Genomic DNA, 13,748 nt, shown 5'->3' with positions numbered 1-13,748 from the left:
CCGGGTCTGTCGACCCATTCACACAATCGCAAAACCGGTCTGCCCGCCGCAGCGGGACAGACCGCACAGCCCCCCACTCCCAATCGACTAATATTTATAATTAAATGTTATAAGCTGCGGCATATAACACATTCCCTTCGTCAATTGGCCCGCCCCCGTTTTGACCTTGGTCAAAGTGAGCCTCATTCCATCGTCTCCTAATGGCCGGCAGGGAAGACGTCGATGCACTCGCAGCCATCGCTTTCGTACAGGCGCACGGACCCGGGCAGCGCACATGCATCAATGCAGGACAGCAACAGGCCCTGACGCCTTCCTCCCGCGCCTTGTTGTACACACCCCAGGAGGTTGGAAGGATGATGAAGCACAGACAACTAACACCCCGCACAGCAAGCATCCCCTTACTGCTCGGCCTGTCATTGTCGCTGGGCATCGCCGAAGCCGGCCGCGGCCCCGGCCCCGGACCCGGCGGCGCCGGCGACGACAGGGGCGACCCGACGGCGGGCGAGGCGCTGTTCCGCCACAGCTGCAGCGGCTGTCACACTTTTGGTCATGGCGATCATTTCGGCCCCGATCTTGCCGAGCGCAAACTGAACGACGGCTGGACCAGCCGGTTTCTCACCGACCCCGAATGGGCCACGACCTATACCGGCTATGGCCGTCGATTGTTGCAGGAGTGGGGTTACGTGATGCCGGATTTCGAACTGACGCAATCGCAGATAGACGACCTGCTGGCATTCTTCACCGCCCAGGACGTACTCGGCCCGCTGGAACATACCGCGCCGGCGGAACTGAGCGAGGGCGAGTTCAGCCACGCCATGAATACCTACTTCGATCGCTGCGCCGGCTGCCACGGCCTGTATCGCACCGGCGCCACCGGACCGGATATCGGCGTGACGCGCTCCGAGTGGATCGGCACGGACGGGCTCGGCGCGCTGATGCGCTACGGCAGCGCGGGCGGCATGCCCGATTTCGGTGACAGCGGCCTGCTCACCGAAGAGGACATCACCCTGCTCGCCGCCTACCTGCAGCAACCCCCGCCCGAGCCGCCGGCCCTGCCGATGGAAGACATTCAGGCCAGCTGGAATCTCAGCGTACCGGTCGCCGACCGGCCCACCGAACCGGAGCATGAACGCAACTGGGAAAACTTCTTCGGCGTGGTACTGCGGGATGCGGGACAGATTGCGATCTTCGACGGCGACAGCCACGAGGAGGTGGCGCGTCTGGACGTCGGCTTCGCCGTGCACATCCTGCGTTCCTCGTCCTCCGGACGTTACTACTACGCGATCGGCCGCGACGGCCTGGTTTCGCTGATCGACCTGTGGAGCAGCGAGCCGGCCGTGGTCGCCACGGTGAAGGGTTGCCACGACGCCCGCAGCGTGGACGGCAGCAAGTTCACCGGCTACGAGGAACAGTACCTGATCGAGGGCTGCTACTGGCCGCCCCAGTACGTCACCTTCGACGGCCTGACCCTGGAACCGCTGGCGCGGGTGGACCTGCCGATGACCAGCATCGACGGCGACACCCTGCCGGAGAACCGCGTGGCCTCCATCGTCGCCTCGCCCTTCGAGCCCACCTGGGTGATCTCGCTGAAGGAAAGCGGCTACGTCGGCATTGTGGACTACTCGCAGCCGGACTTCCCGCTGGTAGCCTCGATCGCCACTGAGCGCTTCCTGCATGACGGGGGCTGGGATCATAGCGGACGCTATTTCATGGTCGCCGCCAATGCCAGTGACAAAATGGTGGTCGTGGACGTCAGTGAGCGCGCCCTGGCCGCCAGCTTCACCACCGGTGCTACGCCGCATCCGGGCCGCGGCGCCAACTGGGAGGATCCGGTGTACGGCTGGGTCAATGCCACACCGCACATCGGCGAGAACACCCTGGCGATCTACGGCGCCGATCCCCAGGCACACCCGGAATACGCCTGGCAGGTGGTGCGCAAGATCGAACTGCCCTCGGCCGGCTCGTTGTTCGTCAAGACCCACCCGAACACGCCCTGGGTGCTGATCGACATGACCCTGAGCTCGGACGGCAGTTCGCATCGCCAGGTCTGCGCCTACTCCAAGGCCGACGCCGTGATCGACCGCTGCTTCGATGTCGCCACGCAGGGCCGGGCGGTGCACTTCGAGTTCAATCAGGACGGTTCCGAGGTATGGGTCTCTGACTGGGCACAGGATGGCGCCACCGTCATCCTGGACAGCCAGACCCTGACCGAGATCGACCGCATTGAGGGCCTGACCACGCCGACCGGGAAGTTCAACGTCCACAACACGGCGCACGAGGTCTACTGATCCCGACCGGCCGGGACCTTGTCCCGCGCCATAAAAAAGGTTCATGGCGCATTTCCGGGGAAAGGCAAGCGAACCAGCCCAGCCGGCAGACCGGTAACCCAGAGCCGTCATCCCGGCGAAGGCCGGGATCCAGATACCTCGGCGGCCTCTGGATTGCGGCCTGCGCCGCAATGACGGATGCTGGCTTGGTTTGCCTGTGGGGGCTGCTGCGACTCTTGAGCAACCCTGCAAATCTGCGAAGAACCTAAAAAAAACGGCCGGTAACGCTCAGGCGTTACCGGCCGCTTATACGTCAGACCGCAGGTTCAGATCAACGCGGACTGGCAGTGCTGGCACGGCCCTTGTGGCGGATGCTCGGCCGCCCGCCATTCCCGCTGCGCCCGGCACCGGGTTTGCCGGCCCGGTGATCGCGGCCGCCGCCCTTGAACTTGCGCTTGCCGGCCGGGCGGCGATCATCGCCACGCGGCGCCGGTTTCTGCGGTTCCAGGCCGGGCACCACGATGCGCGGCAGCCGCTCGCCCAGCAGACGCTCGATGCCGGCCAGGTTGCGCCGGTCGTCGGGACCGATCAGCGAAATGGCCGTGCCGGTGGCCCCGCCGCGGCCGGTGCGGCCGATGCGGTGGATATAGTCCTCGGCCACCATGGGCAGGTCGAAGTTGATCACGTGGCTGATACCCCGGATGTCCAGGCCGCGGGCGGCCACGTCGGTGGCCACCAGTACCCGCACCTTGCCGCGGCGCATCTGCTCCACGGTGCGCTTGCGCTTGCCCTGGTTCATGTCGCCGTGCAGGGCCGCGCTCTGATGACCCTGGTCCTGGAGTTTGGTCGCCAGCTTGTCCGCACCGCGCTTGGTGGCGGTGAAGATCACCGCCTGCGACAGCGACTGGTCACTGAGCAGGTGAGTGAGCAGCTTGTGCTTGTGGCCGATGTCATCGGCCTGGTGCGCCTGCTGCTCGATCGAGGCGTGACGCTCGGTGTTGGCCGCCAGGGCGATGCGCGCCGGGTCCTTGAGAAGCCGCCGGGCAATCTCCAGGATGCGGCCTTCCAGGGTGGCGGAGAACAGCAGGGTCTGGCGGCTGGCCGGGGTGGCCGCGGCGATCTGGTTGACCGCATCCACAAAGCCCATGTCCAGCATGCGGTCGGCCTCGTCCAGGATCAGCACCTCCAGGCGGGAGAAATCCACCCGGCCGCGCTCCATGTGGTCCATCAGCCGGCCCGGCGTGGCGACCAGCAGATCCAGCGGTTTGCCCAGCAGGCGCATCTGCGGCGGATAGGGCACACCGCCGACCACGCTGCCGGAGACGATGCGGCTGAAACGGCCAAGCTCACGGATGTTGGCCTCCACCTGGCCGGCCAGTTCGCGGGTCGGGGTCAGCACCAGCACGCGCGGGCCGTGGCCGCGGCTCCGGGCCGGCGTGGCCAGGCGCTGCAGCACCGGCAGCACGAAGGCGGCCGTCTTGCCGGTGCCGGTCTGGGCCGAGGCCATCAGGTCGCGGCCGGCCAGGGCCACGGGGATGGCCTGGCGCTGGATCTCGGAAGGTTCGGTGAAGCCGCAGGCCTCGATGGCACGCAGCAGTTCGGAATTCAGGTTCAGGGAGTCAAACGACACAATACGACACCTCATCCGCCCGTCACTGGCAGATTGACGATTTTCATAACAGAACCGCGCGGATGCGCAGGATTACATGACGGATAATCGACTGGTTCCGGTCGCGCCGCGGCCCTCGGGGCCCGGACGCGGAGGATTCGTTGCAAACCCGGAAACCAGTGACAAGCACGGAGGAAGGTTGGAAACGAACTCGACCTTGCGGTTTTCCTGCAAGGTGCGCGCACTATAACAGGTGACGGACGGAATAGCGAATCCGGTCTGCAGAGCCGGTAGGATGGGTGAAGCGCAGCGCAACCCATCGTTGCGGTGGTACAAGATGGGTTACGGCGCATCGGCCTCCACCCATCCTGCCTGTATTCCACCCGCACCCCGTCGCGGGTCCGGTCGTCGGGATGGCTGATCACCTGCCCGCCCGGCTCGAGCCCGGACAGGCTCTGCCCGCTCAGGCCTGCCCGCCGGCCGCCCCCGGCTGGTCTATACTTCGCTTCGGCCCGCCCGCCAACCTGCGGCGCCCGGCCCGATCCTTCCTGTAGCGAGGTATACCAATGAAAACCCTGAAGCGTGCCTGCACGGCTGCAGGCCTGTTCACCCTGGCCGCCGGCCTGGCCCTTCCGCTTGCCGGCCGGGCCCAGGAACGCGATCCCGACGATCTCATCCAGCGCGGGCGCTATCTGGCCCAGGTTGCCAGCTGCAACGACTGCCACACGCCCGGCTACTTCATGTCGGGCGGGCAGGTGCCGGAAACGCTGTGGCTGACCGGCGACAACTTCGGCTGGCGCGGCCCCTGGGGCACCACCTACGGCTCCAATCTGCGCCTGTACCTGCAGAACCTGAGCGAGGAGGAATGGATCCGGGATGCCCGGACCCTGCGCCGGCGCCCGCCCATGCCCTGGTTCAATCTCAACATCATGGAAGAGGATGACCTGCGGGCGCTGTATCACTACATCCGCTCTCTGGGCGAGCCGGGCGAGCCGGCACCGGCCTACGTCCCCCCGGACCAGGAACCGGCCACGGCCTACGCGCGCTTCCCGTCACCCCCGCCGGGTGAGTGACAAGGGCGCAGCGCAGCGCCTCAATACTCCACCCGCACCCCGTCACTGATCTGATCGTCGGGATGGCTGACCACCTGATCGCCGGGCGCCAGCCCGGAGAGGATCTGCGCGGTCAGACCGGCCCGGCGCCCGACCTCGACCGGGGTGAGTTGCGCCCGGCCGCCGACGATACGGAACACGCCCCAGCCGCCGTCATGGCGGAACAGGGCGCTGGCCGGGATCTGCAGCACATCCTCGCCCTCCCAGACATGGAAGCGCGCCTCCACCCGGTAGGCATCGCCCAGCCGCCGCCACTGCTCGGGGGGGGAGCTGAAATCGATGATCACCAGTACCCGCTGCTCCTCCACGCCCAGGGCCGAGATCTTGGTGAAGCCGGCCGGCTCCACCACCCGGACCACACCTTCCAGATCGGCGTCCCCGCCCCAGCGCTCCAGCCTGACCCGGGTGCCGGGGGCGACCTGGACGGCCTGGGTCGAGAGCAGTTCCACCACCACCTCCAGCTGCTCCGGGTCGCCGAGTTCGAGCAGCGGCGCGCCGGCCTGGACCGGGCCGGCGCTTTCGCGCAGCAGCTTCAGCACCCGGCCGTCGGCCGGGGCCTGCAGGCTGAACAGTTCGCCGTCCGCCGTCGTCCCATGCGAGGCGAGCACGGCGCGCGCGGTTTCCAGTTCGAAGCGGGCCACTTCGACGGCATGCTCGGCGGCCTCGCGCAGGGCCCGGCTGCGAGTCGCCTCGGCCTCGGCCCGGTCCAGGGCGTCGTCGGAAATGTCACCGGCCTCATGCAGGGACTCTGCCCGGGCCAGGGCCTTGTCGGCCAGGGCGGCCTGGGCCGCGGCGCTGCGCAGTTCCTCGCGCGCGGCGGCCAGGGCGGCCTCGGCGCCGTGCACCTGCGCCTGCGCCTGCGCCCGGCTGCGCGGGTCCAGGGCATCGGAACGGCGCGGCTCGATCTCCGCCAGCGGCTGGCCGGCGCTGACCGTATCGCCGGCCTCCAGCTCGATCCGGCGCAGGTAGCCGCTGACCGGGGCACTGATCAGATAGCGCTCCTTTACCCGGGTACGCCCCTCCTCCTCCACCGTCACCGTCAGGGGCCCGCGGCTGACGCCGGCCGGCTCCACCGCCACCGGCCGCGGCAGGAAACCCCACACCAGGACGGCGACCAGCACCAGGCCGGTCAGCAGGATTCCGATACGTGCACGCCACTTCATGATGCTGTGCATTCTACACGCGGAACTATTCGCGGGTCTTCAGGACGGCGACCAGATCCAGCCGTCCCAGGCGCCGCCAGATGAACAGGGCCGAGATCAGGGTGGAGGCAACAATCAGGGTCGCGCCCAAGGCATAATTGGCCGAGGTCAGAATCAGCGGCAATCGATAGAGGTCATTCTCGAACGCCTGCACCAGGATACCGATCAGCCCGATCCCGACCAGCATGCCGACCGGGATGGCCGCCAGCGCCAGCAGCGCCAGTTCCCCGAGCAGGATGTAGGCGATCTCGCCCCGCGTGAACCCCAGCACCCGCAGGCTGGCCAGTTCGCGCCCGCGCTCGGACAGGGCGATGCGGGCGCTGTTGTAGACCACACCGAAGCCGATCGAGCCCGCCAGCAGGGTCGCCACCAGGTTGTAGAACAGGACGAACTCGCCGATGGTGGCGTAGAAACTCTGGATGGCGGACACATTGGCCACCATGCTGAGCACGCGCGGACGCTCGTGCAGGGCGACATGGACCGCCGCCTCCCGCCCCGGTTCGATGGCCAGGTAGGCGCCGGAAACCACATTGCCTTCGTGCAGCAGTCGGTTCAGGGCCTCGCGCTGCATGTAGGCCGACACCCCCAGGAACTGACGGGTGATGCCCAGCACCGGCACCTGCAGCACCTGGCGCCGGCCCTCCAGCACCTCGAGGGTCAACAGTTCGCCCGGCTGGATATGCAGAATGTTGCTGGCCAGATGATCGGTCAGCACGACCCCCTCCGGCGGCACCCGCACCGGCACCAGGCTGCGGTCCAGCGAGCGATGCAGCCGCCCCGCAGGCTCGATGCCGTAGACGCTCGCGCGGTATTCGTAATTGCGATGGCGCAGCACCACCGGCACATCGCGGAAGCCTTCGACGTATTCCACCCCGGGCAGGGCCCGCAGTTCGTGCAGGGCGCGCCCGGAGGTGGGATCGATGAAGGTCACCGCCAGATCCTCGCGCGCGGCCTGGCGGAACTGCACGTCCACCATGAAGTCGATGGCGTCCTTCTGATAGTTGCCCACCATCATCAGGCCGCCGGCACAGGCAATGCCGAATACGGTCAGCAGCGACTTCAACGGCCGGCGCTCGATGTGGCGCAGGATCATGCGCGTGGGCGCGCCGAACCAGCGCTGCAGCCCCAGGCGTTCCAACAGGGTGGCGCGGTAGACCGCGGGCATCTCCGCCTGCATGCCGGTGGCCGGCGCCAGGCGCGCGGCGCGGGCCACCGAGACCAGGCTGCCGCTCACTGCGGCCAGAGCGCTCACCCCCAATGCGATCAGCACCACCGGCGGCTCCAGCCGGTAATGCAGATAGGGGAAGCGGAAGGTGGTCTCCTGATACACCCCGGCCAGCCCCTGGCCGAACCAGGCCCCCAGCGCCGAACCGGCGGCCACGCCGAGGACGACCACCACCAGCACCAGCTTGACGAAGTGCCAGGCAATGGCCAGGTGCGAGTAGCCGAAGGCCTTGAGGATGGCGACCTGCTCGCGCTGCAGGGCGATCAGCCGGCTGATCACGACATTGAGCATGAAGGCGGCGACACCCAGGAAGATGGCGGGGAAGATGGTCGCCGTGGTCTGCAGCTGCTTGAGCTCCTCGGACAGGAAGCGGTTGGAGAACTGGTCGGCGCGGCCATAGGCGCCGGTGCCGCCGTAGCGCGCGAGTTGCTGATCCAGGCGGTCGATCACGGCCTGTTCGCGCGCGCCGCGCGCCAGGCTCAGGGAGAGGTTGTTGAAGGCCCCGTCCATGTCGTGGGCCGCGGCCAGGGCGGTGCGCCCCATCCACAGCACACCGTAGCGTTTGAAGTCGGGGAACATGGCGCCGGGCGCGATCTGATAGATGTACTCGGGCGAGACCGCCACCCCCACCACCTGCAGGCTGCGGCGCTTGCCGTTGATGATGGCCGCGACCCGGTCGCCGGGGGACAGCCCATGGGCCTCGGCGAAGGTGTCCGACAGCACCACCTCGTCGCTGCTGTAGGGTGCGACCCGGCGGCCGCGCTTCATGTGCAGCCGGTTGAGCCCGGCCTCGCCCACATCCGGCAGCGACAGGATACGGCCGGTGATGGGATCGTCGAAACCGGCCACCTCCAGCCGGGCGCCGGCCACCACCCGCGTCTCCAGCCGCTCCACCCCGGGGATGGCCCGCAGCCGCTCGGCCACCGGCTCGGGGGCACGCTCGAGGTAGGCGAACACCTCGGCAAACCGGTACTCGGCATAGAAGCGTTCACGGGTCTCGACCAGGGAATCATAGGTCGACAATGACATCACCAGGGTGGCCACGCCGCCCATGATCACCGCCACGATGGCCAGCACCTGGCCGCGCAGGTGCCACAGGTCGCGCAACAGCTTGAGATTGAGGGCCTTCACCAGGACAGTTCCCGGGCGGGGGTCTTGGTGGCGTTGGCCCGGATCTCGGCAATGGTGCCGTCGGAGAGCCGGATCACGCGATCGGCCATGGCGGCGATGCCGGCGTTATGGGTGATCAGCACGGTCAGGGTGCCCAGTTCCCGGTTGACCTGTTCCAGTACCTCCAGCACCCGTACCCCGGTGGTCGAGTCCAGCGCCCCGGTCGGCTCGTCGCACAACAGCACCGCCGGGTTCTTGGCCACGGCGCGGGCGATGGCCACCCGCTGCTGCTCGCCGCCGGAAAGCTGGGCCGGAAAATGATCCAGCCGGTTGCCCAGCCCCACCAGTTCCAGCGCCGCCTCCGGGGTCATGGGCGCGGCGGCGATCTCGGTGACTGCGGCGACATTCTCGCGCGCGGTCAGACTGGGAATCAGGTTGTAGAACTGAAACACGAAACCGACATGCTCACGGCGGAAGCGGGTGAGCTCGCTCTCGTCCGCCCCGCTCAGTTCGTGATCCAGATACCAGACCCGACCGCCGGTGGGCACGTCCAGGCCGCCGAGGATATTGAGCAGGGTGGACTTGCCGCTGCCCGACGGCCCCAGCAGTACGATCAGTTCGCCGGCATGCAGTTCCAGGTCAATCCCGCGCAGCGCCTGCACCTCGACCTCGCCCATGTGATAGGTCTTGGTCAGGCCCTCGGCGGTGAATACGGGCTGGGCATCGGTGGGGGGATTCATCATCGGGATGATGCCACGTGGCCTTGCGGCGGGGAATTGCGCGGCATCAAGGTTGACGCTGGTCCGTCGCGGACAGGGTCGGTTCCGACAAGGAACTGAAACCGAACCGTGCGCCGGCCCTGCACGGCCAGGACAAGGGTACAGCTGCGTAGGTCGGGTTAGCCCGCAGGGCGTAACCCGACGCGGGCCGCCGCTGTGTCGGGTTACGCTGCGCTAACCCGACCTACGCCTCTGCGGACGGGGTCTGCCGCCCCAGCACCGTCACCGTCAACGCCGGCAGGAAGGTCAGGGTCACCAGGGCCGTGCCCAGCAGCCCGAACAGCACAATCACGCCCACGCCCCGATACAACTCGGTGCCCTCGCCCGGCAGCAGCACCAGCGGCGCCAGACCGCCCAGGGTGGTCAGCGTCGACATGGCGATGGGCCGCAGCCGGGTTTCCACCGCATCGCGCACCGCCGCCTGCGCATCCATGCCCGCCTCGCGCACATTGGTCATGGCCCGGTGCACGATCAGGATGGGATTGTTGACCACCGTGCCCATCAGGATCAGGAAACCGAGCATGGTGATCATGTCGAAGGGTTGATGGAATCCGCCCAGCCCGGCCCATTCCACCCCCGCCCCCGCGGCATTGAACAGCCACAGCCCGACGATGCCGCCGGCCACGCCCAGCGGGATGGTGAGCATGATCAGCAGCGGATAGCCCCAGTGGGTGAAGATGGCCACCAGCAGCAGATAGATGATGGCCAGCGCCACGATATAGTTGCCGAACAGGGCCTCGCGCGTGGCCTGCAGCTGGTCGCTGGCGCCGGAGATGTCCACACCGACGCTGGCCGGAATGGCGCCGGTCTCGCGCAGATGCCCGACCACCTCGTCGCGCACGATGCCCACCCCGGTCTCCAGCGCCACGTCGGACGGCGGGATGATATTGAGCGTGACGGTGCGCCGGCCGTCCAGGCGGCGGATGGTGCTGGTGTCCACCGTCTCCTCGATCCGCGCCAGCGAATCCAGCGGCACCTGCGCGCCGCTGGGGGTATGGATCGGCAGCCTTGAGAGTTGATCCAGGTCGGCGCCGGTGCCCTGCTGGCTGTAGAGATAGATGTCGATCTTGTCGTCGTCCATGAAGAACTCGTCGACGAAGGCGCCGTCGGTCAGAGCGGCGACGGTGAAGCCCATCTCGCCGGCGTCCAGTCCCACCTCGGCGACCCGGTCCCAGTCGGGGCGGATCTCCACCAGCGGCTGCGACAGTGACAGGGTGGGCGGATTGGCCTGGATGCGCGGCCGGTCGAACACGTCCTGAGCGCGGCGATAGGCCGCCGTGGCGACATCGTAGATGGCGGCCAGGTCGGCGCCGGAGATGTCCAGGTTCACACTGCGGGTGCCGCCGTCGTTGCTGGTGATGATGGAGCCGCGGGTGGCGAAGGCGCGCATGCCCGGGTATTCCTCGTACTTGCGCACAATGGCATCCATCAGCGGCTCGATGTGGGCCGGGTCCTTGGGCTGGGCGATGATGCGGATGCGCTGCGGCTCGATGCCGAGGTTCATGTAGGCAAAAGCCGGCACTTCGGTCTCGCCGGCCTCGAACTGCGCCGGGTCGTGCTCCAGATAGGGCAGCAGATAATCGTGCAGCTCGCGGCCGATGGCCGCCATGGTCTGCAGGTTGTAGCCCGGCGGGGCGTGCATGGAGGCGAACACCTTGGGCTCCTCGCCCTCGGGCAGGTACTCGGCCGGCGGCGTGAGCCAGACGATGGCCGCGACACTGGCCGCGGCCACGCCGGCGATCACTCCGGCGCGGCGGGGGCCGGTGTCGATCAGGGCGTTGATGCCGGCCAGCACCCGTGTGCGCAGCCCGCCCCCGGCCGCCTCGCCGCCGAGGGCATCCGAGCGGAACCGCAGCCGCGCCGAGGCGGTGGGCACCACGGTGATGGCCACCAGCATGGACACCAGGATCGAGGCCGACACCGCGATGGCGATGTCCGAATACAACTGCCCGGCCTCCTCCCGGATGAACACGATGGGCACGAACACCAGCACCGTGGTCAGGGTCGAGGCCAGCACCGCCGGCCACACCTGCTGCACCCCCTCCACCGCGGCGCGGAAGCGGTCCAGGCCGCGCCGGCGCGCCAGCTCGATGGATTCCAGCACCACGATGGTGTTGTCCAGGGTCATGCCGATGGCGAAGGCCACGCCCGCGAGCGATATGACATTCACGGTGCGGCCGGTAATGAGCAGCCCGATGAAGGCGGCGATGGTGCAGATGGGAATGCCCATCACCCCGACCAGGGTGGCCCGGCCCGAGCGCAGGAACAGGAACATGATCAGGCTGGCCAGTACCGCACCCAGGGCCAGGTTCTTCCAGACATTGAACACCGAGGCCTGGACATAGCCGACGTCGTCGGCGATCAGGCGCATGAACATGCCGCGCGGATTCAGCACCTGGCTGTTGATTTCCTCCATCTCGACCAGCATGGCGCGCTTGATGTCGATGACATTGGAGCCGGTCTGACGCCGTACCGACAACCCGATCACCGGCTTGCCGTCGGTGAAGGACAGCTCGCTCAGTTCAGAGTGATCCAGCTTCAGCTCGGCCACATCGCCCAGGCGGATGATGGAATCGCCGCGCCGTTCCAGCACCAGGGCGCGCAGATCGTCCAGGTCGTCGAAACGGCCGATGGTACGCAGCAGATAGCGTCGCTTGCCGGATTCGACCTCGCCGCCGGAGACATCGCGGTTGCGCGCCTGCACCGCCACGCGCACATCCCCCAGGGTGAGCCGGTGCTGCGCCAGCCGCGCGGGGTCGAGCAGGATCTGCACCTGGCGCTCGGCGCCGCCGCCCACCCGCACCTCGGACACCCCGGGCACACTCTCCATGCGGGTGCGCACATGGTCCTCGAGGAAGTCCTGCATCAGGTCCATGTCCAGACCGCGCGGGTTGCCCGCCAGCGGCGCGACGCGGAAATACATGAAGGAATTGGACGAGAAGGAGGTGGCGTAGATGCGCGGCTCGTCCACGTTGAGCGGATACTCCGGCACCTGGCTGAGCGCGTTGTTGACCCGGATGAGGGTCTCGTTGAGATCCACCCCGAAGGGAAACTCCAGCTCGACGCGGGCGCGGCCGAAGGAGGCCTCGGCGGTGATCTCGTGCAGAGAGGGAATGGTGCGCAGGTACTCCTCCTGCTCGATCAGGATCTCCTTCTCCACGTCCTGCGGCGTCGCCCCCGGCCAGGTGGTGACCACGGTGACGGTGCGTACCTCCAGGTCGGGAATCATCTGCACCGGAATGCGCAGCGCGGCAACCACCCCCAGTACGGAGATGATCAGCACTATCACTGTCATCAGGGTCCCGTGCCGGACGATGCCCTCGAACATGGTGTCAGTCGGCGCCGACCGGGCGTACGCGCTGGTCCGGCTGCAGGGATTCGTTGCCGGTGGTCACCACGCGCAGGCCGGGCTCCAGCCCCGAGCGGATCTCGATGCGGCCGTCGAAGGCCAGGCCGGTCTCTACATTGTGTTCGGTCACGCTCGCGGTGCCGTCCTCACCTGCGTCCTCGACCACCCACACGCTGACTCGCCCGTCCGGGTAGCGCAGCAATGCATCGCGCGGCACCACCAGGCCACGCTGACCGGTGTCGAGTTGCAGCACGGCGCGGGCGGACATGCCGGGGGTGAGCGGGATGTCTGGAGCGTCGAGCCAGGCCCGCAGCAGGAAGGTGCGGGCACTGGGGTCATTGACCGGCACAACGGTGCCGATGCGGGCCGCGAGTTCGCGCTCCGGCGCGGCATCCAGCCTCACCTGCAGCCGGGTGTCGGCGTCGATGCGCGGGAAGTAGCGCTGGGGCACGCGCAGATCCAGCCGCAGGTTGTCGACCGCGATCAATTCGACCACGGCCGTGCCCGGCTCGACCCACTCCCCGGCCTCGGTCAGTTTGCGGTTGATCACCCCGGCGAAGGGGGCATTGAGCACATGCCGGCGCAGCCGGGCCTCCCGGCGCTGCGCCTCGGCGGCCAGGCGCTCAACCTCGGCCTCCTGCATCCCGACCTGCGCCTCGAGCGTGCGCACCTCGGTCTCGGGGAAGGACTGGCGGGCGCGCAGCTGACGCGCCTCCTCCAGCCGACGACGGGTATCGGCCAGCTCGGCCCGTGCCCGGCGGGTGGCGGCGCGGGCCGAGGCCAGCGCCAATTGTTCGAGTTCGCGGTCCAGCCGCACCAGGGGGTCACCGGCCTCGACCCGGTCGCCGACATCGACGTTGATCGCCTCCACCAGACCCGCGACCGAGGTCGAGACCTGCGCCACCCGGGGCGAGGTCAGGGTGCCGGTCAGCGGCACTTCCTCGATGATGGGCGCGCGTTCGACCGCGCCGGTGCCGACCCGGGCCAGCCGCTCCTGGGCCGTAGCCAGAACAGGCAGCAACAGCAGCCCCAGCAGTGTGTGCAACCGCCCTGCGCAGAGCAGTGAAGTCGGATACATGCAGGATACCTGTCAGC

General features: G+C 67.9%; 8 protein-coding genes. 2 read left to right on the top strand and 6 right to left on the bottom strand.

The features are described from left to right. The first annotated feature begins 353 nt into the window (after positions 1-353). Positions 354-2,288: a nitrite reductase gene (locus CFK21_RS03455; RefSeq protein WP_172844242.1), complete on the top strand. Its 1,935-nt coding sequence runs from the start codon at positions 354-356 to the stop codon at positions 2,286-2,288. A 310-nt stretch (positions 2,289-2,598) separates the two neighbouring features. On the opposite strand, the gene CFK21_RS03450 is transcribed toward CFK21_RS03455, so the two are convergent. Further along, a complete protein-coding gene (locus CFK21_RS03450; protein WP_172844241.1) occupies positions 2,599-3,897 on the bottom strand; it encodes a DEAD/DEAH box helicase in 1,299 nt (432 codons plus the stop codon). 545 nt (positions 3,898-4,442) lie between these two features. Between CFK21_RS03450 and CFK21_RS03445 the strand changes: the two genes are divergently transcribed. Continuing rightward, on the top strand, positions 4,443-4,949 hold the full coding sequence (locus tag CFK21_RS03445) for a c-type cytochrome (RefSeq protein WP_172844240.1): 507 nt from the start codon (positions 4,443-4,445) through the stop codon (positions 4,947-4,949). 20 nt (positions 4,950-4,969) lie between these two features. Here the strand turns inward: CFK21_RS03445 and CFK21_RS03440 are convergent, their stop codons facing one another. The 5 genes from CFK21_RS03440 to CFK21_RS03420 all read right to left on the bottom strand — a co-directional run bounded on the left by CFK21_RS03440 (position 4,970) and on the right by CFK21_RS03420 (position 13,731). Then, a complete protein-coding gene (locus tag CFK21_RS03440) occupies positions 4,970-6,151 on the bottom strand; it encodes an efflux RND transporter periplasmic adaptor subunit (RefSeq protein ID WP_096367469.1) in 1,182 nt (393 codons plus the stop codon). Between the two features lie 25 nt (positions 6,152-6,176). Continuing rightward, on the bottom strand, positions 6,177-8,546 hold the full coding sequence (locus CFK21_RS03435) for an ABC transporter permease (protein ID WP_096364789.1): 2,370 nt from the start codon (positions 8,544-8,546) through the stop codon (positions 6,177-6,179). Then, positions 8,543-9,268 (bottom strand): ABC transporter ATP-binding protein, encoded by a 726-nt coding sequence (locus CFK21_RS03430; RefSeq protein WP_096364787.1) that lies wholly within the window; start codon positions 9,266-9,268, stop codon positions 8,543-8,545. Before CFK21_RS03430 ends, CFK21_RS03435 begins: the two co-directional genes overlap by 4 nt. A 220-nt stretch (positions 9,269-9,488) precedes the next feature. Further along, positions 9,489-12,632: an efflux RND transporter permease subunit gene (locus CFK21_RS03425; protein WP_096364785.1), complete on the bottom strand. Its 3,144-nt coding sequence runs from the start codon at positions 12,630-12,632 to the stop codon at positions 9,489-9,491. 4 nt (positions 12,633-12,636) lie between these two features. After that, positions 12,637-13,731: an efflux RND transporter periplasmic adaptor subunit gene (locus CFK21_RS03420; protein WP_096364783.1), complete on the bottom strand. Its 1,095-nt coding sequence runs from the start codon at positions 13,729-13,731 to the stop codon at positions 12,637-12,639. Between the last annotated feature and the right edge of the window lie 17 nt (positions 13,732-13,748).

The organism is Thiohalobacter thiocyanaticus (assembly GCF_002356355.1).
Lineage (GTDB): Bacteria > Pseudomonadota > Gammaproteobacteria > Thiohalobacterales > Thiohalobacteraceae > Thiohalobacter > Thiohalobacter thiocyanaticus_A.
The sequence above is the reverse complement of the archived record's forward strand: the minus strand, read 5'-3'. Positions and strand labels throughout refer to the sequence as shown.